This is a genomic window from Pseudomonas sp. BN515, from assembly GCF_029873155.1.
GTDB lineage: Bacteria > Pseudomonadota > Gammaproteobacteria > Pseudomonadales > Pseudomonadaceae > Metapseudomonas.
The window spans coordinates 75,673-101,533 of the sequence record NZ_SSOH01000078.1; the positions used below are offsets into that span (position 1 = coordinate 75,673).

At 65.5% G+C, this 25,861-nt stretch carries 18 protein-coding genes; 16 read left to right on the top strand and 2 right to left on the bottom strand.

Annotated elements, in window-relative coordinates; all coding sequences use genetic code 11:
* Positions 1–302: 302 nt before the first annotated feature.
* The 8 genes from E8E91_RS21715 to E8E91_RS21750 all read left to right on the top strand — a co-directional run bounded on the left by E8E91_RS21715 (position 303) and on the right by E8E91_RS21750 (position 10,503).
* Complete coding sequence (locus E8E91_RS21715; RefSeq protein ID WP_280378702.1) at positions 303–1,376, top strand: PhnD/SsuA/transferrin family substrate-binding protein; 1,074 nt, start codon at positions 303–305, stop codon at positions 1,374–1,376.
* A 184-nt stretch (positions 1,377–1,560) separates the two neighbouring features.
* Positions 1,561–2,769, top strand: coding sequence for an LLM class flavin-dependent oxidoreductase (locus tag E8E91_RS21720; RefSeq protein ID WP_280378703.1), 1,209 nt, complete (start codon positions 1,561–1,563; stop codon positions 2,767–2,769).
* Positions 2,770–2,773: 4 nt separating this feature from the next.
* Positions 2,774–3,865 (top strand): ABC transporter substrate-binding protein, encoded by a 1,092-nt coding sequence (locus tag E8E91_RS21725; protein WP_280378705.1) that lies wholly within the window; start codon positions 2,774–2,776, stop codon positions 3,863–3,865.
* A complete protein-coding gene (locus E8E91_RS21730) occupies positions 3,862–4,623 on the top strand; it encodes an ABC transporter permease (protein ID WP_280378707.1) in 762 nt (253 codons plus the stop codon). Before E8E91_RS21725 ends, E8E91_RS21730 begins: the two co-directional genes overlap by 4 nt.
* Positions 4,620–5,357, top strand: coding sequence for an ABC transporter permease subunit (locus E8E91_RS21735; RefSeq protein WP_280378708.1), 738 nt, complete (start codon positions 4,620–4,622; stop codon positions 5,355–5,357). Before E8E91_RS21730 ends, E8E91_RS21735 begins: the two co-directional genes overlap by 4 nt.
* Before the next feature lie 23 nt (positions 5,358–5,380).
* Positions 5,381–6,136, top strand: coding sequence for an ABC transporter ATP-binding protein (locus E8E91_RS21740; protein WP_280378710.1), 756 nt, complete (start codon positions 5,381–5,383; stop codon positions 6,134–6,136).
* Positions 6,137–6,699: 563 nt separating this feature from the next.
* Positions 6,700–9,342 carry a TonB-dependent receptor plug domain-containing protein gene (locus tag E8E91_RS21745; protein WP_280378712.1) on the top strand — a complete coding sequence of 881 codons (2,643 nt, stop codon included), beginning with the start codon at positions 6,700–6,702 and terminating at the stop codon, positions 9,340–9,342.
* A 60-nt stretch (positions 9,343–9,402) separates the two neighbouring features.
* Entirely contained in the window at positions 9,403–10,503 is a 1,101-nt protein-coding gene (locus E8E91_RS21750) for an LLM class flavin-dependent oxidoreductase (protein ID WP_280378714.1), read from the top strand.
* A gap of 134 nt (positions 10,504–10,637) precedes the next feature.
* Here E8E91_RS21750 and E8E91_RS21755 read toward each other — a convergent pair whose 3' ends face one another.
* Positions 10,638–11,696: an ABC transporter substrate-binding protein gene (locus E8E91_RS21755; RefSeq protein WP_280378716.1), complete on the bottom strand. Its 1,059-nt coding sequence runs from the start codon at positions 11,694–11,696 to the stop codon at positions 10,638–10,640.
* Between the two features lie 360 nt (positions 11,697–12,056).
* Between E8E91_RS21755 and E8E91_RS21760 the strand changes: the two genes are divergently transcribed.
* Together E8E91_RS21760 and E8E91_RS21765 are read left to right on the top strand one after the other, a co-directional pair.
* Positions 12,057–13,316, top strand: coding sequence for an acyl-CoA dehydrogenase family protein (locus E8E91_RS21760; protein ID WP_280378718.1), 1,260 nt, complete (start codon positions 12,057–12,059; stop codon positions 13,314–13,316).
* 124 nt (positions 13,317–13,440) lie between these two features.
* Complete coding sequence (locus E8E91_RS21765) at positions 13,441–14,754, top strand: amidohydrolase family protein (RefSeq protein ID WP_280378720.1); 1,314 nt, start codon at positions 13,441–13,443, stop codon at positions 14,752–14,754.
* A gap of 263 nt (positions 14,755–15,017) precedes the next feature.
* Here E8E91_RS21765 and E8E91_RS21770 read toward each other — a convergent pair whose 3' ends face one another.
* The gene (locus tag E8E91_RS21770; RefSeq protein WP_280378721.1) at positions 15,018–15,761 is read right to left on the bottom strand and encodes a class II aldolase/adducin family protein; all 744 of its coding nucleotides are present in this window, start codon (positions 15,759–15,761) and stop codon (positions 15,018–15,020) included.
* Between the two features lie 328 nt (positions 15,762–16,089).
* Between E8E91_RS21770 and E8E91_RS21775 the strand changes: the two genes are divergently transcribed.
* The 6 genes from E8E91_RS21775 (at position 16,090) to msuE (ending at position 25,695) form a co-directional block, all read left to right on the top strand.
* On the top strand, positions 16,090–17,250 hold the full coding sequence (locus E8E91_RS21775; protein WP_179061962.1) for an LLM class flavin-dependent oxidoreductase: 1,161 nt from the start codon (positions 16,090–16,092) through the stop codon (positions 17,248–17,250).
* A gap of 16 nt (positions 17,251–17,266) precedes the next feature.
* Entirely contained in the window at positions 17,267–18,319 is a 1,053-nt protein-coding gene (locus E8E91_RS21780) for an ABC transporter substrate-binding protein (protein WP_280378723.1), read from the top strand.
* A gap of 30 nt (positions 18,320–18,349) precedes the next feature.
* Positions 18,350–19,408: an ABC transporter substrate-binding protein gene (locus E8E91_RS21785; RefSeq protein WP_280378725.1), complete on the top strand. Its 1,059-nt coding sequence runs from the start codon at positions 18,350–18,352 to the stop codon at positions 19,406–19,408.
* A 341-nt stretch (positions 19,409–19,749) separates the two neighbouring features.
* Positions 19,750–22,008 carry a TonB-dependent receptor gene (locus tag E8E91_RS21790; RefSeq protein ID WP_280378727.1) on the top strand — a complete coding sequence of 753 codons (2,259 nt, stop codon included), beginning with the start codon at positions 19,750–19,752 and terminating at the stop codon, positions 22,006–22,008.
* Between the two features lie 373 nt (positions 22,009–22,381).
* On the top strand, positions 22,382–24,847 hold the full coding sequence (locus E8E91_RS21795) for a TonB-dependent receptor (RefSeq protein WP_280378729.1): 2,466 nt from the start codon (positions 22,382–22,384) through the stop codon (positions 24,845–24,847).
* Positions 24,848–25,131: 284 nt separating this feature from the next.
* Complete coding sequence (msuE, locus tag E8E91_RS21800) at positions 25,132–25,695, top strand: FMN reductase (RefSeq protein ID WP_280378731.1); 564 nt, start codon at positions 25,132–25,134, stop codon at positions 25,693–25,695.
* Positions 25,696–25,861: the final 166 nt, after the last annotated feature.

Sequence of the window (25,861 nt, forward strand, 5' to 3'; positions counted from 1 at the left end):
CTGATGCGCCCGGGCATCTTGCATCAAGCCTTTTAGATAATTAAGGAATTAATAAGTATTTATTAATTCCCAAAAGAAATATGCGCACATTTCCCTGCGCCAACTGCTGAATCGGCAGCAATCCCCCAGCACCCCTGCTGAAATCCCAGCACCCGCGAAACACCGACGGGGCTAAATCGCTCAAGCCTCCAGGCCACGTCGTGCCTGGGTTTCGAGGCAGCCGTGCGGTTGCTGGCATGCATTTCGCTCCCTTCCTCCGCAAATGCCGGACCAACTGGCAGGAACTGGAAAGGAGAACTCCCATGAAGAATCCATTGCGCGCCGGACTGGCAGCGCTCGCCGCAGTGCTCGCGGTCGGCCAGGCCCTCGCGGCCGAGGTTCCGGCCTCCGTGAAGATCGCCATCGTCGCCTACACCCAGGGCGGCAAACCGGTGTTCGGCGGTATCCCGGGTCGGGTGATCGAAGACGGCTGGCTGGAGAAGGAACTGGCGGCCAAGGGCGTGAAGCTCGACTGGATCGCCCTGCCCCACGCGGGCGCCGGTCCGCAGATCAACGAAGGCTTCACCAACAACAGCATCGACTTCGCCGTGCGTGGCGACCTGCCCTCGGTCATCGGCGGCGCCGGTGGCGTACCGGGCAAGCTGATCGTCCCCGGCGGCAGCGGCAACAACGTCTACCTGGTAGTCCCTGCCTCCTCCACCGCGCAGAGCATCGACGACCTCAAGGGAAAGCGCCTGGCGCTGCATCGCGGGCGCCCGTGGGAGTTCGCCTTCAGCAACTACCTGGCGAGCAAGGACCTCAAGCTCAGCGACTTCAAGGTCGCCAACCTCAACCCGCAAGTCGGCGCCGCAGCGGTGTCGGCCGGCAAGGTGGATGCCGCCGTGCTGCTCAGCGAGTCGTACCTGCTGGAAGACAAGGGTGTCGGCCGGATCATCTGGTCCACCAAGCAGGGCGATAACAGCTGGCGCCTGATCTCCGACCTCTGGGGTACCGATGACTTCATCCAGCGCTATCCCGAGATCACCCAGCTGCTCGCCACCGCCTGGGTCAAGGCGGCCTGGTGGATTTCCCAGGAGCAGAACAAGGACGCCTACTACCAGCTTTCGTCCCGCGCCGGCACACCGGAAAGCGTGCTGCGTCGCGATGACCAGAACGACCCGGTCGCCTGGAAGGATCGCTGGGCACCCAAGAGCGATGAGCAGCTCAAGGCGCACTACCGCGCCCTCACCCAGTACGCCCTGGACAACAAGCTGATCCGCCAGGACTTCGACATCACCCAGTCCTTCGCAACCCGCTTCACCAACCAGGCAATCCTCGACCTCAAGCTCGAGAACTACTGGCCCGCCCTGAGCAACCAGGTCACCGCCAGCCACTGACAGACGGAACGCTGCTGGCGCACTGCTGCGCCAGCAGCAAGGGGTTGCTGCCACTCCAGCACGGGCATTGCGCAGGCGAACCTAAAACCGCTCGCAACCCACGCCCTGCAAGGCTTCCGTCGAAGTGGCGCGAAACCTGCTCAACCCCAATCGACCGTATCAACCGCTTCCTGACGAGGCCCCCATGAGCATTGAATTCTTCACCCGTCTGCCCCTGCATGGCGAAACCCAGTACCTGCCCGGCGACCCCCGCAACCGTGGCGACTGGAACCGTGGCGAGCGCAGCACCGGCGCCGTCTCCAGCTTCCGCGTCGGCGACCACTTCACCTACATCGACTACCTGGGCCAGATCGCTCGCGCCGCGGAGATCAACGGCTTTGGCGGCGCCCTGATGGTCAACGCACCGACAGGCGAAGAACCCTGGACCGTCTGCTCCCTGCTGGCGCGGGAAACCCGTACCCTCAAGTTCGTCACCGCCTTCCAGCCCTATCACTACACGCCCTGGGTCGCCGCCCAGCAGGCCGCCACCTACCAGCGCGCCACCGGCAACCGCCTCGTCTGGAACATCATCAACGGCGGTTCCGATGCCATCCAGCGCCAGGTCGGCGACTTCAGCAGCCACGACGAGCGCTATGACCGCGCCATCGAGTTCCTCGACGTGGTCAAGGGCTACTGGCATAACGAGAACTTCCACTACGAAGGCAAGTACTACCGCGCCGAAGGCGGCGGCCTGCGCGGCCCACTGAAGAAGGCCGAGCTGCCGCTGATCTGCACCGCCGGCTCCTCGATTCCGGCCCGCGAGTTCGCCGCCAAGCACGCCGATTACTACCTGATGCGCGCCGAGCATCCCGACGAGGTCCGTGCGTTGATCGCCGATGTGCGCGAGCGCGCCCTCAAGTACGGCCGCAGCGATATCCGCTTCGGCATGTCCATCGACGTGATCACCCGTGAAACCGAGGAAGAAGCCCGCGCCGAAGCCAAGCGCTTCTTCGACGAAGGCATCGCCGAAGGTGCGGTCAAGGCGGTCGCCGCTCACGCCGGCCTGCGCACCGCGCGCAAGCTGAGCTACGAGCACGGCTACGCCGAGAAGAATGAAACCCAGGGCTACGACGACTTTTTCATCTACCCCAACGTCTGGGCCGGCTTCGGCTACATCGGCATTCCGCCGGGCTGCGCCCTGGTGGGCAGCTACGAAAACGTGGTCGCACGCATCCGCGAGTACAACGCGGCCGGCATCGACCTGTTCTTCCTCGCCGGCTACCCGCACCTGGAAGAGGCCTATCGCCTGGGCGAGCACATCCTGCCGCACTTCCGCAGCGAACGCGCCGAGCTGGTGCGCAGCCACGACAGCCTGCCGGAACTGCGTTCCGTGAACGGTCCCGCCGGAGCCTGACGCCATGGATGCGCATCGTCGTCTGCTCGATCTCAGCCTCGCCCTGACCGTGCTCCTGTCCATGCTGCCAATCCTCGGCATGGCCGAGCCACTCCCGGAGGTGATCCGCATTTCCACCGGCGCCGGCTCGCCACTGACGCCCAAGCTCTCCGGCGCCAATTCCGGCCTGACCGCCGCACGACAGGCCGTGGAGCAGGAGTTCGCCGCAGACGGCGTGCGCATCGAATGGCTGCATCCGCTGGGTGGCGGCGTGGCCAGCAACGAAGCCCTGGCCAGCGGCGCCGTGGATATCGGCTATGCCGGCGAGTTCCCGGCCATCTTCGGCCGTGCCGCCGGCCTCAAGACGCGCTTCGTCGGCGGCGGGTTCCGGGGCAACAACGCCTACCTGGTGGTGAAGGCGGACTCTCCCGCCCATGACCTGGCCGAGCTCAAGGGCAAACGCATCGCCATCATGAAAGGCCAGCCCTGGGAGTACGGTTTCGATCGCCTGCTGCGCAGCAAAGGGTTCACCCAGGCCGACTTCAAGGTCCTCAACCTGAGCCTGGTGGACTCGCGAACCGCCCTCGAACAAGGCCGCATCGATGCGCTCTACGCCCCCGGCGTGTATGGTGCCAACCTGGCCGCCGATGGCCGTGGACGCATCCTCTGGTCAACCCGCGAGGCGCCCAGGGACTGGCAGTTCGCGGCGGACTTCTTCGTCGCCGAGGACTTCGCGCAGAAGTACCCGACCGCCGTAAAGCGATTCCTCAAGGCAGTGATCCGCGTCAGCGCCTGGGCCAGCGATCCGAAGCACGGCGATGAACTGTTCCAGACCTGGGTCCCCCAGGGCTACAGCGTCGAGCAGCAATGGAAGGAGTACCGCGACAGCGACTTCCTCTTCCGCTTCTCGCCCATCCCCGATCCCTTCCTGCTGGCCCACTACCGGGAAGTCGCCAACTACATGCTGGAGAACCGCCTGATCCGCCGCCCGGTGGACATCGACGCCTGGGTGGACCGCAGCTTCGTCGATGCCGCCCTGCGTGAACTGCAGCTGGAAGGACACTGGCCGGAGTACGACCGCGACGGTAACCCGCTGCCCCAGGTTGCCCGGCAATGACCCTGGTCCATCCGCTGCTTCGGCTGCCGGTGACGCTTGCCGCGCCGCTGCTGGTGCTGGGCCTGTGGTACTGGGTGGCAGCCAATGAGCTGGCACCGGCCACCCTGCTGGTGCCGCCGGCGCAGGTGCTCGAAACCCTCTGGCTGATGCTCGGCAGCGGCGAGTTGGTGGAGGCGGCAGGCATCACCCTCGCGCGGGTCGCCGCCGGCTTCCTTGCCGGTAGCCTGGTGGGCATCGCCACCGGTGTCGTGCTTGCGCTATCCCCTCGGGTGGACCGCAACCTGGGCCTGGTCATCAACCTGCTGGCCCAGGTCCCGGCGATTGCCTGGACGCCCCTGATCATCTTCCTGCTGGGCATAGACGAGGCCTACAAAGTCTTCCTGATCGCCTTCGCCTGCTATTTCCCCGTCGCGGTGAAAACCCGCGAGGGCATTCTCGGCCTGTCGCCGCGCCTGCTGGAGGCCGCCGCCGCACTCGCGCTGCCGCCGGCCCTGCGCTACCGCAAGGTGATCCTGCCCGGCGCCCTGCCGGCGTTGCTGGCGGGGCTGCGCATCGGCCTGTCGAAAGCCTGGATCGCCGCCATCTTCGGCGAACTGTTCGCCTCCAGCAGCGGCCTGGGCTACCTGATGAACAGCGGCCGGATCTACTTCCAGATGGACGTGGTCCTGGCCGCCATGCTCGCCACCGGCGTGCTCGGCTTCCTGAGTGACCGCTTCCTGCTGTGGCTGCATGACCGCCTGCCTGGAGCCCGACCATGAGCAGCCTCGACTACCCCGTGCGCCGTGTCGCCATCGGCGCCGTACTCGCCTGTGCCACCCTGGCGCTGCTCAGCTGGCGTGGCCCGGCAATCCTCCCGGACGCGCGGTTGCTGGAGCTCATCCACCTGCTTGCGCAAGCCAGCCTTGGCAGCCTCGGGCGCTTGCTGGCGGGACTCGCCCTGGGCCTGCTCACCGGCACCCTGCTGGGCGCGCTGATGGCCACCTGGTCGCTGCTGGATCGCCTCCTTGGCTCGCTGATCCACCCGCTGCGACAGATGCCGCTGTTCGGCTGGATCGCCCTGCTCGGGCTCTGGGCCGGCTTCGGCGAAACGTCCAAGGTGATCTTCATCGCCCTGGCGGTGACCTACACCATGATCATCGCCGCCTACCAGGCCGTGCGCGCCGTGCCGCCACGCCTGGATGAAGTCGCACGGGTCTACCAGCTCGGCTGGGGCAAGCGCCTGCGGGTCTTGCTACTACCCGCCATCCTTCCGGCCTGGCTGGGCGGCCTGCGTATCGCCCTGGCCGTGGCCTGGAGCGCCACCATCGGCACCGAAATCCTCATGGGCGCCAGTGCCGCCGGTCTAGGTGGATTCATCTGGGGCCAGCGCGAGGTCGGCCGTTTCGATCTGGTCCTGCTCGGCACCGCCCTGATCGGCACCTTCGCCGTGCTCTCCGATTTCGCCCTGCGCCAGGCGGAGCAGCGGCTCCAGCGCTGGCTGCGCGGGTACTGAACGCCAACTTCCAGGAGGACGCCATGAGCGCCGCCACCGTAGCCCTGAACGGGGTCAGCAAGCACTTCCAGTTACCCGGTCAGCGCCTCGAAGTACTGCGGGAGCTTTCCCTCGATGCCCGCCCCGGCGAGTTTCTCTGCCTGGTGGGCGCCAGCGGTTGCGGCAAGTCGACCTTGCTGCGCCTGGTTCTGGGCCTGGAGCAGGCGGACCAGGGCGAAGTCCGGGTGGCCGGGCAACCGGTGCAAGGGCCCGGTGTGGATCGCGGCATCGTGTTCCAGGACCACCGCCTGTTTCCCTGGCTGAGCGTCGAAGAGAACGTGCAACTCGCCCTGCATCGCAGCCCACTGGACGAACAGGAGAAACGCGCCCGGGTCCGTCACTACCTGCAACTGGTGGGCCTGCAGGGCTTCGAGCACGCCCGGCCCGAACAGCTCTCCGGCGGCATGGCCCAGCGCGCCGCGATTGCCCGGGCGCTGGTGGCCGAACCCCAGGTACTGCTGCTGGACGAACCCTTCGGCGCCCTCGACGCCCTGACCCGCCAGCGCCTGCAGGACGAACTGCTGGGCATCTGGAAAAGGACCGGCGCGACCCTGATCCTGGTCACCCACGACATCGACGAGGCGCTCTACCTGGGCGACCGCGTCGTGGTGCTCGACTCCCGCCCAGGCCGCATCCGCGAAGTGCTCGACGTCGACGCCCCGCGTCCCCGCGAACGCCATGACGCGAGACTGGCACAACTGCACCGGCACATCCTCGGGCTGCTGGCCGATCAGGCCTGATCCCTCTCACTGGCGCTAAACCTGTAGGAGCGAGCTTGCTCGCGAAAAAAAATCGCGCTCGGTCTGTTCGCGAGCAAGCTCGCTCCTACAAGGCAGTACCCCGCAACACGCGAATCCCAACCCACGCGCGAACCTTATGCCCCCGCACCGTTGGGCTTCGCTGCGCGCTGACCAACCTACGATCTGGTTCCCGCCGTAGCACGGGTGTTGCTGAATTCGCAGCACGGAGTCAGCACCCCCTGCCGCGTTCCCAGCACCCCTCCAGCAATCGCACCCACAACGGCCCTCCAACGCCCCATTTTCCCGGAAGAAAACGCCGTTCCGCACATGGCATGGACCCTGCAATCACCCATTCGACCTGGGCACAAAACCGCCCAGGCAGCAGTTGAAAGAGGCAACGCGAACTCTCCCGGGAAACACCCAAGGGCGATTCAAGAGACAACTCCCGCCTGCGTGAAGAGACAACTCCTTCCTACCGCGTGAATGCACTCGAACCTGAACGGCCGCCCTGCGGGTGCGGACCGGCTCGCCCTGGAAAAACCACTTTCGGAGAACTGAAGTTCATGTCCAACGCCGCTTTCCCCGTCCAGCCCGCACGAGCAGGTTGGCGTCCGTCCCGGCTGTCCCTGGCCATCCTCGCGCTGATCAGCGCCGCCGCCACGGCCGAAGAGTCGAAGCACACGGAGACAAAAAGCCAGAAGCCCGCCACCGAGGAAACCCGCCTAGGGGTCGTCACGGTGCAAGGCAGCAAGCTGGACACGGAAACCTCGGTGATCCCGGTACGCCCGGTGGCGTCGGTCTATGGCGGCAGCCAGGTGGACGTGCTCGACACGCCGCGCTCGGTCAACCAGATCAATGCCGAGCAATTGGCCAACGACCCGATCCGCAGTTCCGATGACCTGGTCAAGTACGCCCCCGGCATCACCCGTGGCGGTGGCCAGAACGCCGGTGTCGCCCCGCAGTTCCGCGCCCAGAACTCGGAGATCTTCCAGGACGGCCAGCGCGTCTACAGCGTGCGCCACCCTGCCAACTTCAACGCCTACGAGGGGGCGGACATCGTCGCCGGCCCCTCCTCCGTGGTCTACGGCTCGGTCAGCGGCAGCGGCGGCTACATCAACTACCTGAGCAAGAAGCCGAGCTTCGACGGCTTCAAGACCCGCCTCAGCGGCGAGGTGGGCAGCTGGATTCCCGACGGCGAGTCCCGCGACTCCACCCGTTTCACGGTGGACAACACCGGGCCGATCAATGAGGCGCTGGCCTACCGGGTCAGCATCACCCGCCAGCGCCAGGAAACCTTCTACGACAACGTCGAAAACAACTTCGACGCCTTCTACGGTGCCTTCGCCTGGCGCGGTGACAACGCTCGCATCGACTGGAACGCCAGCTACGACGACTACTACGACTGGAACATCACCCACGGCTGGAACCGCCCGACCCAGGATCTGGCCGACAGCGGCAAGTACTTCGCCGGCCGCTCGACGCCGATCTTCCAGAACGGCAGCACCTTCTGGTCGCCCGTGCTCTCATCCGGCGCCGCCAATGCCTCAGTGCTCGGCTGGGTACAGCGCCAGCGCAACGCCCAGGGCCAGTTCGGCGTGGTCAACGGCAGCTTCCAGGCGGCCTCGCCCAACACCCAGGCCCGGCCCGGCAGCCTGCGCGGCTGGGTCTATGACCCCAATCTCGCCGGTAACGGCCTGGTCAACCTGGACTCGCAGGTTTCCCAGCGTGCCGAAGACAAGAACACCTCACGCCGCTTCGCCACCCAGCTGCGCGGCGAATGGGACCTGAGCCCGGACATCACACTGGCCAACAGCACCTACTACCAGGACTCCGACGACACCACCGACGCGGTGGGCGCCTTTCAGGTCCAGGCCAAGGACGAAATCTTCGAGAACCGCTTCGAGTTCCGCTCCGGCAACGAAGGTGAATTCTTCGGCCTCAAGGTACGAGACGACAGCAATACCGGGCTGATCTATCGCCACGAGTACAACCGCTCCATCGCCGCCAATAACAGCTTCGGCTCCACCATCCACGCCTACGACCTGACCCAGGACCCGTCCACCAAGAACCCGGGCGACCTGCTCGGCCTGAACAACCTCAACCCCGCCGGCGGCAACGGCGCCTGGATCGGCCAGCCCGGCGTTCCGCAGTTCTCCGACCTTTACGGCTGGCTCAACCTGGCGCCGATGTTCCCGGCGGGCCATCACCTCTACGCCGAATCCATCGCGCCCTACACGGCGGAAGGCACCTGGAGCACCAAGACCTTCTTCACCCAGCACAACCTGCGCTTCGCTGAGCGCTTCGGCCTGAACCTGGGCGCAAGCCGCAGCTGGATCGACGCCCAGATCGAGAACCCCTTCGTCCTGCGCCCCGGCACCGAGCGCCAGGACAGCGACAGCTACAAACTGTTCTCCGTGCAAGTCAGCCCCTGGTTCAAGCCGACCGACTACAGCACGCTGTACTACACCTTCGACCGTTCCCTGGCAGTCAATACCGGCTTCTTCACCAACGGCATCGGCTGGGGCACAGGTGCCGGCGCCAACCTGCTCAATCCGCTGTCGTTCAAGAGCCTCAGCGTGCTCCACGAAGTCGGTCTGAAGCTCGAACCCCTGCCGGACCAGCTGTTCTTCACCCTCGCCGCCTTCCGCCAGGAACGCGACCAGGCGCCGGACAGCAACAACAACATGGCCCGCCTGATCATCAAGGGCGTGGAGTCCAGCCTGCGCTACCAGCCCAACGCCAACCTGCGCAGCGGCCTGAACTTCACCCGCCTCACCGCCTACAACGAGTTCGTCTCCCAGGCCGGCTTCGCCTCCGCCGGTTTCATCCCGGACAACGGCACCGTCTTTGGTGACAACAACAGCCTGAACCGGCGTCCCTCGGGCCGCTTCGATGCCGTGCAGATACCCGAGTACAGCGTCAGCGGCTACCTCGACTACAGCTTCGATTCGGGCTTCGGTGCCGAGCTGTCCGGCTGGTGGACCAGCGACTGGTACCTGAACCTGTCGAAGACCGTGAAGGTGCCCAACGAGTACAACCTCGACCTGGCGGTGTATTACCGCCAGCCGCAATGGAGCGCGACCGTGCGCGTGCTCAACCTCACCGACGAGCTGAACTTCGTCAGCGGCCTCGCCGGTTCCACCAACACCTTCCTCCAGCCCATGCCCGGCCGCACCCTGCTGGCCCAGGTGGACTACCAGTTCTGACCCCGCGCGGGGTCAGCCCCGCGCATTCATTACCTTTCGCCAACCCTCAAGGAGTGAACAATGTCCATCGAATTCGTCGGGATGGTCTTCCCCCGCCAATGGTCCGAAACCCAGGGCCCGCGCACGGGGGACTTCGACCTGGAGTTCCTCCGCCAACACGCGCGCGCCCACGAGCATGCCGGTTTCGACCGGGTGCTGATCGCCAGCGGCCCCGGCAGCGCCGACAGCCTGCAATTGGCCGCGTACGTTGCCGCGCACACCGAGCGCCTGGGCTTCATGATCGCCCACCGCCCTGCCCTGACTTCACCCACCGTCGCCGCCCGCGCCTTCGCCACGCTGGATCACACCACTGGCGGCGGGCGCATCCGCCTGCACGCCATCACCGGCATCACCGCCGAGCCCCAGGAAGGCGACCCGCTACTGGACAAGACCGAACGCTACAAGCGCACCGATGAGTACCTGGAGATCGTCCGCCGCACCTGGACGTCCGAAGAGCCCTTCGACTTCGACGGACAGTACTTCCAGATCAAGGGCGCCTTTTCACCGGTCAAGCCGCTGCAGAAACCGCATATCCCGATTTCCTTCGGCGGCTCCTCCGATATCGCCTACCAGATCGCCGTGAAGCACGCCGACCTCTATGCGCTGTGGGGCGAGCCGCTGACCGGCGTCGCGGAGCAAATCGGCAAGCTGCGCGCAGCGGCCCAGCAGGCCGGGGTGGCCTCACCTCGCGTGAGCCTGTCGGTGCGCTTGATTCTCGGCCCCACGGAGGAACTGGCCTGGAAACGCGCGGGTGAAATTCTCGCGCAGATCCAGGCCAACCCGCAGTTCGCCGAAGGCAGTCCCTGGCGCAAGCGGATCAAGGGCACAGGCTCCGAGCGCCTGCTGGCCGCGGCGGCCGCCGGAGACCGCCACGACCGCGCACTATGGATGCCCACCGCCACCGCCGTAGGCGCCTATGGCGACACCACCGCCCTGGTAGGCACGCCGGAAACCGTGGCCGAAGCGCTGCTGGATTACGTGGATCTCGGCGTCACCACCTTCCTCAACCGTGGCTACGACCCCTACTACGACGCCGTGGACTACGGCCGCTGGATCATCCCGGCGGTGCGTGCCGAAGCTCGTCGGCGCGAGCTGCAGCGGGCGGAAAAGGCGTCTGCCTGAAGGGCTACTGATTACTTGTAGGGGCGATTTCAATCGCCAAGCGAACCGCAGGTTCGCCCTTTGGCCTTGAAGGGGGCAGCTACGCTGCCCTTGGCGAATGAATTCGCCCCTACAGGCGTGTAAGTCAGCTGCCCTCAAAAATTCCTGCGACGTACCGCCAGGAGCTCATGGGCTGCTTGCAACGGCCTCGGGTCCACCCACTCGGCGATGTCGAAATCCCGCTCCAGGAAGCCATGCAGGTTGAGGAAGTCCTTCTGGATTCCCAGGTACTCCAGGCGCTGTTCCGAGAGATCCGGCGCCAGGGTGGTGTGGAAGTCGTCGCGGTAGGCTTCGGCCACACCCTCGCTGCCGGCACGGGTTTCCAGTTGCAGGATGCTGTGCAGCGCATCGCGGTTGTCGCTGGCCCACTCGGCGGCCCGCAGGGTCTGGGCGAGGAAGCGCACCACCAGGTCGAAATGCTCATCGAGCAGGCTCTGGTGAACCGTGATTGGCCTCGGCGTGCCGTTGTTGATGCGGCAGCGCGGCCCAGCCACGCGATCCAGGTCGATGCCGACCACCAACCCCAGACGCCTCGCCGCGTCGGCCGCCGATGCGCCCTTCACGTACACCCCATCCACCTCGCCACGCACCAGGTGATCCAGCCCTGACCACAGGCGCTGCAGGCCCTCTTCCGGCGTGCGCGCCACCGCCTGGTCCAGCAGTGCCACCTCCACCAGTTGTACGTCGTCGAAGCCCAGGCCGGCCAATGCCAGGGCGCCCTTGTAGCCATGCAGGCTCATGCCCCGCGCAATGCTGCCGCCACGGCTGTCCGACCAGGCCGGCAGCGCCAGACGCTTGCCCTTGAGGTCGGCGGGGCTGCGAATGCCGGAGTCGGGACGAACCAGGATGGTCTGCCATTCCTCGATCCAGGTCAGGCCGATCAGCCGGCTCGGTGCGCCCGCAGCACGGGCGACCAGGGCGGGGATGTTGCCGCCCTCGCGGAAGAGACCCGGTAGCTCGTGGTCATAGTGATGATGGCCGAGCTGGCGGGCGTCCTGCAGGGTGGAAACCGGCAGGCCGTCTGCGGCGAATTCCTCGGCCAGCCAGCCGAGCTTGTAGGCGATGCCGGAAGCCGTGGGCACCGGGCAACGGGTGAACCAGATCTGGTCGAGGGTGGATGGGCGAGCGGTAGGGGATGCTACGGCGATAGTCATGAGGCACTCCGGATTGAATGAACGATGCGGCCTTCAATGGCCGTTACGCCTGCATCGCAATGCCTGTGCCAAGCGCCCCAAGGCCCATGACTGAAGGGCTCAGGTGCCCGCCCCCATTCCGCTCCTGCTGTCAGGCCAGCAGCACTGCGCAGGCACTGCTGGCCTTGAAGCAGTCGCCACTCCAGGGCTGCTGCCAGAGCAGCAGCCTGTTGTTTGGTAACCTTCGCCGTTCACCCTCGAAGCCCTGCCAATCCTCGCTTGCATCCCTTTTCCTGTCCGCTGGCACAGAAGCTGCTCAAGCCATTGCGACCGCCCGGCACGACCGGGCATGCAGATGGATGAATCGACAGAGGTGGAATCATGAGTACGGCCGAACGCAGCCTGGCTACCGGCGAAGCGCCCAGCGCGGTGCGCATCCTGCGTAACGAGGCGGAAGCCCTGGACGCGGCCCGGGAGGTGGCGAAGGAAATCGCCGAAATCGCCGCAGACCCGGCACGCAATGGCGAGCTGCCGCGCCGCCAGGCCGAGCTGTTGTCGCAGAGCGGGATCACTGCCATTGGCGTACCCAAGGCCAATGGCGGCCTTGGGGCCTCGGTGGAGACCATCGTGGAAACGGTGCGGATCATCTCCGTGGCGGACGGTGGCGTCGGCCAGTTGCTGCAGATCCACAACGTCATGCTGCGTGGCCTGCTGACCTCCAATTACCCGCAGGAAGTGCGTGAGCGGGTGATCGCCGATGTGCTGGCGGGCAAACGCTTCGGCAATGCGCTGGCGGAGGTCGGCGGCAAGAACAAGTTCGCCCTCAGGACCCGCGTGGAGCGCTGCGCCGACGGCAAGCTGGTGCTTAACGGCAGCAAGTTCTACTCCACGGGTTCCTACCTGGCGGAATGGATTTCCCTGACCGCCGCCTCCGACGACGGTGGCGTCGGCGTGCTGCTGCATCGCGATACGCCCGGCCTGACGCTGGTGGACGACTGGGAGGCATTCGGCCAGAACAACTCCGTCAGCGGCACCGTGATCTTCAACGAGATCGAACTGGACGAGCGCTATGTCTCGCGCCGTGAAGGCCCGATGAAGCGCACCTGGCTGAGCTTCCCGCAGATCCTCCATGCGGCCATCGATACCGGCATCGCCGCCGGTGCCCTGGACGCCGGGGTGCAGTACCTGCGCAGCCAGTCCCGTCCCTGGGTCGAGAGTGGCGTGGAGAATGCCAGCGAAGAGCCGCACATCATCCGCCAGATCGGCGAATACGCCGTCGCCCTGCGCGCTGCCGAATCCCTGCTGCGCGACGCCGCACGCGTGTTCGACCGCCAGGACCAGGACCCGGAGAACAAGGAACTGCAGGACGAGCTGATCCTCTCCGTGGCCACGGCGCGCGCTCATTCCGACAGCGCCTCGCTGAAGATTTCCAGCGACATCTTCTCCCTGCTCGGTGCCAGCGCCTCGCTGACCAAGTGGAACCTCGACCGCTTCTGGCGCAACGCGCGGGTACACACCACCCACGACCCGATCCGCTGGCGCCTGCACCACGTCGGCAACTACTACCTCAACGGCGTGGACCCGGGCGAATACACCGCCATCCTCGACGCCAAGCAGAAGGAAGGCGCTACCCGGCGCTGATTTCCATCTCCCTACGGCAGGCCGTGCGAAAACCTCGCCCGGCAGTTTTCATGCAGCCTCATCGGGCTCCTTTTCCCGCCGCCATGTTCATGCCATGGCGCGCGGGCTTTTCATGGATCGGAAAATGTCATCGCTACTCGCCCATGCCATTCGCAATAGCCGCCGGCTCATGCTGGCTTCCTCCGCCCTGCTGCTCGCCGGGCTCGCCCAGGCCTCCGAGGCCGAGGCGCCCAAGGCACCGCCCGCGCCACCTGAGCTGCTGGCCATCAAGGCCGCCCACCTGATCGACGTGAACACCGGCAAGGTGCTGGACAACCCCGTGGTGCTGGTCGAAGGCGACCGGATCAAGGCCGTCGGCCAGGGCTTGGCGATTCCACCCGAAGCCCGTCAGCTCGATCTTGGCGACAGTACTTTGCTGCCCGGCCTTATCGACTTCCATGTGCACCTGGGCGGTTTCGGCCCGCGCATCGGCACCGCCCGTGGTGCCCTGGCCGGCGCGAAACAGGCCAAGGCCACCCTGGAATCCGGCTTCACCAGCCTGCGCAACATGGGCGGTCGTGCCTTCACCGGCATCGCCCTGCGCGATGCCATCGCCGACGGCGACATTCCCGGCCCACGCATCTTCGATGCCGGCACCCTGCTGACCACCACCGGTGGCCATTGCTCGGGCCAGGTCAGTACGCCCGAAGAGGACCAGGACGGCCCAGGCGTGGCCAACGGCGCCGAGGCCTTCGAACGCAAGGTCCGCCAGCAGTTCAAGTACGGCGCGGACTTCATCAAGGTCTGCATCACCGGCGGCTTCATGAGCGGCACCGACCCAAGGGTGACCCAGTTCAGCGAGGAAGAGCTGAAGGCCGTGATCGACACCGCCCACCGCTACCGCAAGAAGGTCGCGGTGCACGCCCACGGCGCCGATGGCATCCGCCTCGCCGCGCGCCTGGGTGCGGACAGCATCGAGCACGCCTCCCTGGTGGACGACGAAGGCCTGAAGCTGCTGAAGCAGAAAAACATTCCCATCGTCCCGACCCTGGCCATCGACAGCCTGGCCCTGGAACACGCTGTGGAAGCCGGCGCCAACCAATACAACCTGGCCGTGCTGAAGCAGACCGGGACCATCCACAAGCAGAACATCGGCAAGGCGATCAAGGCGGGCATCCCGATCATCTACGGCACCGATGCGCCCATCACCCCCCACGGCACCAACCCGGTGGAATTCCACTACCTGGTGGAAGCCGGCCTGACACCGCTGCAGGCAATCCAGGCGGCCACCGTCACCCCGGCGAAATGGCTGGGTGCCAGTGAAGACATCGGCAGCCTCGACGCCGGACGCTTCGCCGACATCATCGCCGTGCACGCCGATCCCCTGGCCGATATCCGCGTGCTGGAAAAGGTCCAGTGGGTGATGAAGGGCGGCAAGGTCTACAAGAACGAGCTTTGATACCGGTTTCGCGCCAGGGACGGCGCCCCTTTCCCCCAATTCACCGACTGTGCGGCGTGTAGGAGCGAGCTTGCTCGCGAACAACCCGAGCGCGATCTTTCGCGAGCAAGCTCGCTCCTACAGGTACCGCGCAACCGTAGGTTGGCGTAGAGCGCAGCGAAACCCAACGTTGCGGGGTCCCGCCTGTTCGTTGGGCCTCGCGTAGCTCGGACCAACCTACACATGAAAAAGCCCGGCATCTGCCGGGCTTTTTTACTGCTGCATCAAGCGGCCTGTTCCAGCAGCTTGCGGCCCTCGTCCCAGAGGCCGGTCATTTTCCATTGCTGTTCCAGCACGCCGGGGCCGAACTCCTGGGAGCCGCCGAGGTTTTCCGCCAGGGCCTGGAAGTAGGCGCCCTCTTCCACCAGCAGGATCAGCTTGGCCACCGGGAGGATGCCTTCACCCCAGAAGGTGGCGCCGCCGTTGGCTTCCAGGAGGCCCGGCGTGTGCGGGTTGGCCTTGATGGTCTCGACGATGAAGGACGGTTCGGACTGGCGGCGGTCGATGTAGATCGGCAGCTCGCGGGCCAGGGTCACCCGCTGCGAAGCGGCATAGCGCAGCGGCAGCACGCGATGGGCGCCGGCCCAGCCGCCGAGGTACGGCGTGTGCACGTGGACCACCAGGTTGACCTCCGGGCGCTGCTGGAACACCAGCGCGTAGCGCTTGCCGCTACCGGCTTCCTTGCTGGTCTCCAGGGCACTGCCGGGGGCGAGGTTTTCGTCCAGGTGGACGGTGCCGTCATGGCTGACCACCGAGGCGCGGATGCTCTGGTCATCGGCCCAGGGGCTGGGTGCGCGCAGGGCGATCACCAGGTCGCTGCCGGGCACCCGCAGGTAGGCCTGGAGCGTGTTGGTCGCGGTGATGGTGCGGGTCTCCTTCAGCACGCGGAAGGCTTTCTCGAAATCATGTTTGGCCTGCACCACCTGGTCGAGGATGACACTGTCGAGGGTTTGGGTTGTCTGGGTCATGGAAGCGGTCCTGTTTCTGTCCGGGAAGGGTCGCAACGGTCCTCCGTTGCCGGCCGTTTACACGGCGTGAAAGCCCCAGAGCAGAACTTGTGCCAGCACCTCCAGCCCGCGCAGTGTGCGGGGCCGGCGCTGGCCGCCGGCGCAATCTGCTGCCTGCCAGACAGCGGTTGCTGGGGGACTGCTGCTGGAGACGCAATCGCCGCCCGCGGCCTTCCGCCAGCAGCGCCGAAAGCCAGAGCTGGCGGGCGTTACGGCCTGGCCAGGGGGCGTGGCATGGGGGTTGCTATTCCTGGATACAACTCGCCAATTCCAACCCTCAGGAGCTTACATGAGCACCGAATTCTTCTGGCGCCTGCCGCTGGGCACCGACGGCCCCCAACTCAGCACCGACAAGCACAACCGCGGTAATTCGCTGCGCCGACCGGGCGACATCGCTCCGGGCCTGCTGCCCGACGGAACGCCGGATGACTTCACCTACATCGACTACATCGCCCAGGTGGCGAAAGCCGCCGAGCTGGCCGGTTTCGAGGGCGCCCTGCTGCCCACCGGCCCCGAGCCGTGGATCGCCGCCGCCGCACTGGCTCGCGAAACCCGCCGCATCAAGTTCCTGATCGCGTTCCAGGCCACCTGGACCCTGCCGGCCTACGCCGCGCAGCAGGCCGCCATCCTGCAGAACCTCAGCCGTGGCCGCCTGGAGTGGAACATCATCACCGGTGGCAATCCGGCCAGCCAGCGCGCCAACGGCGACTTCCTCGAACACGACCTGCGCTACAAGCGCACCGGCGAATTCCTCGACATTATCCAGGGCCTCTGGGAGAACGAGCGCTTCTCCTACGAGGGCGATATCTACCGCCTGGACAACGGCTCCCTGCCTCAAGGCCTGCACAACGAACGCAAGCCCGGCGTGTACTTCTCCGGCTTCTCCGACGCCGCCCTGGACGTCGCGGCGCGCCACGCCGACGTCTACCTGAACTGGGCCGAGCCGGTGGACAAGCTGAAACCGCACATCGAACGCGTGCGTGAACTGGCGGACAAGCAAGGCCGCAGCGTGCGCTTCGGCCTGCGCGTCGACCTGTTCGCCCGCGAGACCGAGGAGGCCGCCTGGCGTGACCTGCGCAACCAGTTCGAACGCCTGGAAGGCAAAGGCAGCTCGCTGGTCAAGCAGTTCACCAGCGGCTCCGATTCGGTCGGCGCCGCCCGCCAGACCGCTTACCACAAGGACATCAACGGCTTCGACGACCTGATCCTCGGCCCCAACCTCTGGGCCGGTTTCGCCAAGGCCAAGCCGGGGCCGACCGTGGGCCTGGTGGGCAGCCACCAGAACATCGCCGAGCGCCTTGCCGAATACCGCGACGCGGGGTTCTCGACCTTCATCCTGGCCGCCAACCCGCACCTGGAAGAAGCCCTGCGCATCGGCCAGGAAGTGTTGCCGCTGCTGCGCACGCCCGCCGCACAACAAACCAGTTCGCCCCTCAAAGCCACCGCCTGACGCCAAGGAAGACCTCATGAGCCAATCACTCGATACCCTCTGGTACACCCGTTGCCCGGTGCCCACCGGGCTTGGCATCGCCGTGCAGAAAGGCTGGCTGGAGTCCAGCGTCGGCGCCCTCGGCACCCGCATCCAGTCGCTGCGTGAGTCCGACAACCAGGCCGTGCGCGAATCCCACTTCGATCACACCCTGGCCAATTCCGTGCGCCATGGCGGCAACATTCCCGCGATCTGGGCCCGTGCAGCCGGCCGCGACACGCGCGTCATCGGCCTGTCCTGGGCCGATGAGGTGCAACTGATCCTCACCCGCCCCGACAGCGGCATCCACACCGTGAAAGACCTCAAGGGCCGGCGCTTCGGCCTGCCCGACTGGGCCGGTGCACAGATCGACTTCACCCGCGCCCAGGCCCTGCGCGGGCTGGAAAACGCCCTCAAGCTGGAAGGCCTGGAGGTGAAGGATGTGGAGCGCGTGGACTACCGCTACGGCGGCACCTTCAGCGACCAGCGGGTAGAGGACGTCGGCGGCACACCGGTCAGCGCACGTCGCGCCGAGGGTCGTAACGCGGAACTGGTCGGCCTGTTGCGTGGCGAAGTGGATGCGATCTTCCTCAAGGGCGCCCATGCCGCCCAACTGGCCCATGAGTTCGGCCTGCGCACGGTGATCGACACCGGCTCCCACCCCGAGCCGCTGATCCGCTCGAACAACGGCACGCCGCGTACCCTCAGCGTGGATTCCAACCTGCTCGACCAGCATTTCCCGGTGGCCGTCGGCATCCTCGATTCGGTACTGCGGGCCGAAGCCTGGGCCAGCGCCCACCCCGAGGACACCCGCCGCTACCTGGCCAAGGAAACCAACAGCAGCGAGTACTGGGTCAGCCAGGCCTACGGCGAGGACGCCCACCTGCGCCTGCGCACCGCCCTGGACGAAACCGCCATTACGGCCCTGCAGGACTTCACTGATTTCCTCCACCGCTGGCAGTTCACGGCGCAACGTTTCGATGTTCGCCAGTGGATCGATCCCCGGCCGCTGGAAGCCCTGCGCAACGCCAGCGCCGCCCTGGCGAGCTGACCGCCCCGAACCCGAGAACCGAAACTCCCCATGAGCAATTCACTCGATACCCTCTGGTACACCCATAGCCCGGTTCCCACCGGGCTTGGCATCGCCGTGCAATCCGGCCGCCTGGCCGAGGCATTCCGTCCTTTCGGCACCAATATCCAGTCCTTGCGCGAATCCAGCGAACGGGAAGTACGCGAGGCCCACTACGACCATCACCTGCCGAACTCCGTCCGCCATGGCGGCAACATTCCGGCCATCTGGGCCTACTCCAGTGGCGTGCAGACCCGCGTTCTGGGCCTGTCGTGGAGTGATGAAGTTCAGCTCATCCTCACCACCGAGGACAGCGGCGTGCGCAGCATCCGCGACCTGAAGAACCGTCGCTTCGGCCTGCCCAAGTGGGCCAATGTGCAGATCGACTTCACCCGTGCCCAGGCCCTGCGCGGCCTGGAAAACGCCCTGCGCCTGGAAGGCCTGTCGGTCTCCGACGTGGAGCTGGTGGACTATCCCTACGGCGGCACCTACAGCGACGAGCAGAAGCAGCACCTGTACGGCGCCGAAGTGAGTCTCGGGGTGAGCCGTGTCAGCCGCCGCAACAACGAACTCATCGGCCTGCTGCGCGGTGACATCGACGCGATCTTCCTCAAAGGCGCGCACGCGGTCCACCTGGCCCATGAGTTCGGCCTGCGGGTGGTGGTCGACACCGGTTCGCACCCGGACCCGCTGATCCGTTCCAACAACGGCACGCCACGTACCCTGACCGTCGACCAGCACCTGCTGGAAAACCATTTCGATGCGGCGGTTCGCATCGTCGATACGGTGCTGCGTACCGAGCAATGGGCCTGGGCCAACCCGGACGAGACCCGGCGATTCCTCGCTCGCGAACTGAACACCAGCGAGTTCTGGGTGGCCACCGCCTACGGGGAAGATGCCCATCGGCGTCTGCGCACCACACTGGACGAGCGTTCGATCGAAGCCCTGCAGGACTTCACCGACTTCCTCCATCGCTGGGAATTCATTCCCCGCCGCTTCGATGTGCGCGACTGGATCGACCTGCGCGTATTCGAACAAGTCATCGGCGCCACCTCTCGCCTGGCGGTCTAAAAGTAAGTTGCTGCTGCAGGAGCAGCAGCAACAACTTCACTGCTGCGAAATCAGCACTTCCCCAGCAACCCTGCTGAAACTTCATCAAGTCACTTGAAGTTCTCCGCGCGATTAATCCAGCGAACACATTAGTTGGCTGCTCGAAAACCAAGAACAGTCTCTATAAAGCCGCTTAACCACGCTATTTCATTGCCTTACAGCCCGTTTTTAAGGTGTTTTAGAGGCAATGATAGAAACTTGGCACAGTCCCTGCTCAATAACTTCCAGGCAGTCGGCAAAACACCAGAAAAGTCCACTTCAGAGTGTCACGCCTACAACTTTTAGATTAATTGGGAGGGACCATGCATAAACTCAATCCGATCACCCGGGGCATATGGGTTGCCCTGCTTCTGACAGGCGCCTCCAGTGGCAGCCAGGTATACGCCGCCGAACCGGCCAAGATCGTTCAGGGGGAAGAAGCGCGCACCACCGCACTGAAGACCGTGACCGTCACCGCCCAGCGCCGTGAAGAAACCCTGCAGGAAGTCCCGGTTGCCGTATCCGCCGTGGATGGCACCAGCATCACCGCCGACGGCGTGCGCGCCATCGGCGATATCACCACCTTCGTCCCCAACGCGTCGGCCAAGAACCCTGACGGGGACGGCCGTCCGCGCTGGTACATCCGCGGCCTGGGCACCGGCGATACCGGTGCCGCTACCGTCTACCCGGTGGGCATCTACGCCGACGACGTTTACCTGAACGCGCCCATCGCCGGCGGCGGCCCGCTGTACGACCTGGAGCGCATCGAGATCCTGCGCGGCCCGCAGGGCACGTTGTACGGCAAGAACACCACGGCCGGCGCGGTGAACATCATCTCGAAGAAGCCTGACTTCGACACCGACGGCTACGGCACCATCGGCTTCGGCAGCAAGAACGAACGCATCCTCACCGGCGCCATCGGCGGCAGCCTGGTGGACGAACGGCTGGCCGGCCGCGTTGCCCTCTACTCCGAGGAGCGCGACGGCTTCACCAAGAACCTCACGGCGGACCAGACCTACGGTGACGTCAACAAGAAGGCCTTCCGCGTGCAATTCCTCGCCCAGCTGACGCCGGACCTGGAAGCCCTGTGGAAGATCCACGGCCGCGAATTCAAGGGCGACGGCAGCAACGGCTCGCTGCCCATCGGCACCTACTACAACGTCCGCTACGTGCGCCCCCACGGCAGCAAGATCCAGCTCAACGTCAACGAAGACTACAAGCTCGACCACGATGGCACCTCGCTGACCCTCAACTGGGACCTGGGCGGCTACAAGTTCACCTCCATCACCGCCTACGACTACATCCGCAACCAGGCGCTGACCGACGCCGACTACACGCCCTTCGAGGTCAATGGCCGTACCGACACGGACAACGAGTACAACCAGTATTCCCAGGAATTCCGCCTCTCCTCGCCGCAGGATCGTTCGCTGCGCTGGCTGCTCGGCGCGCACTACTTCCATGAGGACCTGGACAGCGCCCAGGTTCGCCAGATCCTGCCGGGCACCAGCCCCAACGGCACCGGCACCAACCAGGTCGGCACCGTGTTCCGCGACCTGAGCTACGACCATACGACCGACAGCTACGCGCTGTTCAGCAACGTCACCTACGACTTCACCGAGCGCTTCAGCGTGACCGGTGGCCTGCGCTGGACCCAGGAGGAGAAGGACATCGACCTGGACCTGGTGCAGCTGCGCCGCGTCAACGGCGCACTGGTGCCGGTGCTGGGTGCCGACAACAACGGCAACAGCCAGAAGGACAAGACCTGGGATGCCTGGACCTATGACCTGACACCCGAGTACCGCATCAACGAGAACCTGCGGGTGTTCTTCCGCTATGCCCACGGTTTCCGTTCCGGCGGTTTCAACACCGGCCTGTCCGGCGGCCTCTCCGGCCTCACCACGGTGGACCCGGAAGAACTGGATGCCTACGAAATCGGCGTGAAGTCGGAGTGGTTCGACGGCCGCCTGACCGCCAACGCCAACGTCTTCTACTACGACTACACGGACATCCAGGTGAACCTGCTGACGGTGAACAACGGTGTCCTCACCACCGCCCTCACCAACGGCGCCGCCGGCGAGGTCAAGGGTGCGGAGCTGGAACTGGAAGCCCAGCCCACCGACCGCCTGCACCTGCGTGCCGCGCTGTCGCACCTGGACACCGAGTACACCGACTTCAAGAACGTCAACCCGAACACCGGCGTGGTCACCGGCGATTTCAGTGGCAACCGCTTCGTGCGTTCGCCGGAGCAAGTGGTATCCCTCGGCGCCGACTACACCATCCCCCTGGATGGCAGCGGCAAGCTGGTGGCCGGTGGTGATGTGAGCTACCGCGGCAAGGAATTCTTCCTCGCCGACCGCCAGAGCGAAGACACCCTAAGCCAGCCCCACTACACCCTGGCCAACGCACGCCTGACCTGGTTCTCCCCGGACGACAAGGTCAGCGTCACCGGCTTCGTCAACAACCTTACCGACCGCCGCTACCAGGTCCACGGCCGCCCGAACGGCCCCGTGGGCAGCGGCCAGTACGTGATCACCTACGGCGACCCGCGCACCGTGGGCGTGAGCCTGACCAGCCGCTTCTGATCGGCGGGCAAGGCAAACGAAAAGGGGCTGCAGCGATGCAGCCCCTTTTGCATTGGCAGACGTCCATTGATGGGTATCGCTTCGCTCCACCGCATCCTACGGAACCGGGTCGTACCCCCCGTAGGAGCTCGCTTGCCAGCGAAGAGCTCCGGTTCGCCGGCAAGCTGGCTCCTACAGGTTGCTGCCCCACTGCTTCCCGGCTGCTTGAACTGAGCCAACGCCCTGCTCGCCGTCCAACACACCAACCACAAATCATTGAATTAATTACGTTTTTACACCTGGCACAGCCATTGCTCAAAGGCAAGGACAAGAGGCGCGAACAAGCGCCCCGCTTCACCTAATCAGGATTCCTTGCCAACAGGGGTAATAACGGATGTTCCGCTTCAACCAACTGGCCAGCGCCATCGCGCTGGTCGTCGCCAATGCCTGGATTCCGGTCCAGGCCGCTGAAACCGGCGCTGCCGCCAAAAGCAATGATCAACTCGACACGGTGGTGGTAGTCGGCACCCGCCGCAGTGACGTCACTGCGCTGGAAAGCGCCGCTCCGGTGGATGTGTATTCCGGTGAACGACTTCAGGAGACCGGTGCCAGCGACTTGTCCGGCGCGCTCACCGCGCTTTCGCCGTCCTTCAATTTCCCGCAGTCGCCCCAGGGCGCCTTCGCCGGCTCCATCGCCCAGGGCGCTTCCTTGCGTGGCCTGGCGTCAGATCAGGTCCTCGTGCTGGTCAACGGCAAGCGTCGCCACACCAGTGCCAACGTCACCCGCCAGAGCCTGGTCAACGGTCGTGGCGCGGCTGCCGTGGACCTCAGCCTGATCCCGCTTACGGCCATCCAGCGCGTGGAAATCCTGCGTGACGGCGCCGCCGCCCAGTACGGCTCCGATGCCATTGCCGGGGTCATCAATATCGTCCTCAAGGACGCGGACCAGGGTGGCAACCTCGGTTATCGCTTCGGCGGCTACGACAAAGGCGACGGCCTGCAGCGCAAGGCCAGTGGCTGGAAAGGTTTCGCGCTGCCCAACGATGGTTTCCTCACCCTTTCCTTCGACGCTGGCAACCAGGACCCGGCGAGTGACACCAACCCCGACAACCGGATTTTCTATCCCGGTTCCACCAGCACCAACACACCGCGCGAACAGAACAACCCGAACCGTACCTGGCGTTGGGGCTCGGGCAAGGTCGAGGACCAGTACAACCTCGTCGCCAACAGCGAGATCGGCCTGGGTGGCGGCCTGAGTGCCTATGGCTTCGCCACCTACGCCCACAAGAACACCGATGCCGAGAACTTTTTCGACCCACCGACCACGCTGCGCAACAACTACGGCAGCGTGGCCCTGGCGCGCTACCCGGACGGCCGCGTGCCCATCACCCGCTATCGCCTGGAAGACTATGCGGCCACCGGCGGCCTGCGCTTCGAGGACGAAGCCCTGGGCAACTTCGACCTCGCGCTCAGCTATGGCGACAACGAGGTGGAATCCACCGACCACAACGCCATCAACCCCAGCTGGGGCGCGACCAGCCCCGAGTCCATCTACACCGGCACTCGCGATGCGGACCAGACCAACCTGACCCTCGATTGGGTGCGGGACTTCCCCACCGACCTGCTGGTCAAGCCGCTGACCGTTTCCGCCGGCCTCGCCTGGCGGCAGGAAAACTTCGAGCTGAGCGCCGGTGAGGCTGCCGGCTGGCAAAACGGGCCGCTGTTCAACACCGTCGACCCGATCACCGGACGGCGTATCCCCGGTTACTACTCGGGCATCACCAATGTCGACGCCGTGTCCCTGGATCGCGAAGTCTGGGGCGCCTATGTCGATCTCGAAGGCCAGCTCACCGACAAGCTCCAGGCCGGCGTTGCCGTGCGCTCCGAGGACTACTCGGACTTCGGCGGCACCACCAATGGCAAGCTGTCGCTGCGCTACGAGTTCACCCCTGAAATCGCCGCGCGGGCCACCGCCAGCACCGGCTATCGCGCGCCGTCGCTGGTACAGAGCGGCCTGTCGTCGTTCAGCGTGCAAGTGGTGGAACAACCGCCGGGCAGCGGCAACTGGGTGGAGGTGCAGCAACGCACGCTTCGCGCCGACAGCCCCGAAGCCGCCCTGCTGGGTGGCAAGCAACTGGACCCCGAGGAATCCACCAACTACTCGCTGGGTCTGGTGTGGCGCCCGCTGCCCAATGCGTCGTTCACCATCGACGCCTACCGCATCGATATCGAAAACCGCATCACCCTCTCCGACCAGCTGCCTGCCTCGGTGGTGGCGCCGATCTTCGCCGGTACGCCCTACTCCAGCATCCGGAGCGCGGCCTTCTACACCAACGTCGCCGATACCCGCACCAAGGGCGTCGAGCTGACCGGCAACTACCAGTGGGACCTGCGCCAGTACGGTCGACTGAACCTGAATGCCGGCTTCAGCCAGACCGATACACGCATCACCAAACTGCGTGACGTCGGCAGCATCAAGGGCTCGCAGATCGTCGGTCGGACCACCCAGGGACTGATCGAGGATGGCACCCCGGAAAACAAGCTCACCCTCGGCGCCACCTGGCTCTATGAGGGCTGGGGCCTGACGCTCGCCCAGCGCCGCTACGGCGAATGGCAGGCGCGCAACGCCACCAACCCGGCACTCGACCAGACGTTCAGCCCGCAGTGGGTGACCGACCTGGACCTGTCCTACACCTTCGAGAAGGGCCTGAAGCTGTCGGTGGGCGCCATCAACCTCTTCGACAGCCATCCGGACAAGCTGGAAGGGCCGCAGCTCTATGGCGTGCCCAAGTACAGCATCACCTCGCCGGAAGGTGCCCAGGGGGCGTTCTACTACACCAGTGTGAGCTACGACTTCTGACGCCATCACGTAGGAGCGAGCTTGCTCGCGAGCAAGCTCGCTCCTACGGATTTCCCCCACCAACCGGTGCTGTCCGGGTGCCCTGTAGGAGCGAGCTCTGCTCGCGAACGCGGAATTTCCCCAACTCAGGACTGCGACTGCTGCCACAGCAGCAACGCTCCAGCAGCCAAGCTGCTCGTATTTCAACACCCCCGCCTGCAACCCGCGTATTTACTGGGCTTGAGCGCCTGGTACGGCTCTTGCTCCTGACAATTCCACCTTTGCAACACCATCAGGAATTCGCCATGAGCACTCCCATCAAAGTGGTCGCTGTCACCGGCAGCACCTTCCGTCCCTCCCGCACCCTGGTCCTGACCCAGGCCATCGTCGCCGAACTGGGCAGGCACCTGCCCATCCAGAGCCACCTGATCGAACTGGGCGACATCGCCCGCTCGGTAGGCGGCGCCCTGTCCCGCAAGGAACTGCCGGAAACCGTCGAGCATGAACTGCGCGCCATCGAGAGCGCCGACCTGCTGGTCGTAGCCACCCCGGTCTATCGCGGTACCTATCCGGGCCAGTTCAAGCACCTGTTCGACCTGATCGACCAGAACGCGCTGATCGACACCCCGGTGCTGCTCGCCGCCACCGGTGGCAGCGAGCGCCATGCGCTGGTCCTCGACCATCAATTGCGTCCGCTGTTCAGCTTCTTCCAGTCGCTGACCCTGCCCATCGGCGTCTACGCCTCCGAGGCCGACTTCGACAGCTACCAGATCACCAGCGAGGCGCTGAAAGCCCGCATCCAGCTCGCCGCCGAACGTGCCGCACCGATCTTCGGCGCCGCACCGGCGCCGGCCCGGAAGATCGCCTGATCGTTTTGTCGAGAGGAGTTGTCAGGCGATGAGCAACGCCATCCATACCGTCCCCCTTGCTGACGCCCCCTGGTCGGGAGGACATCGGCCTGCCGAAGTCCGCGACCTCGGCGTGCCGGTGCGCCAGGCGCTGGACCGCACGGTGTTCCGCAGCCCCGGCAACAGC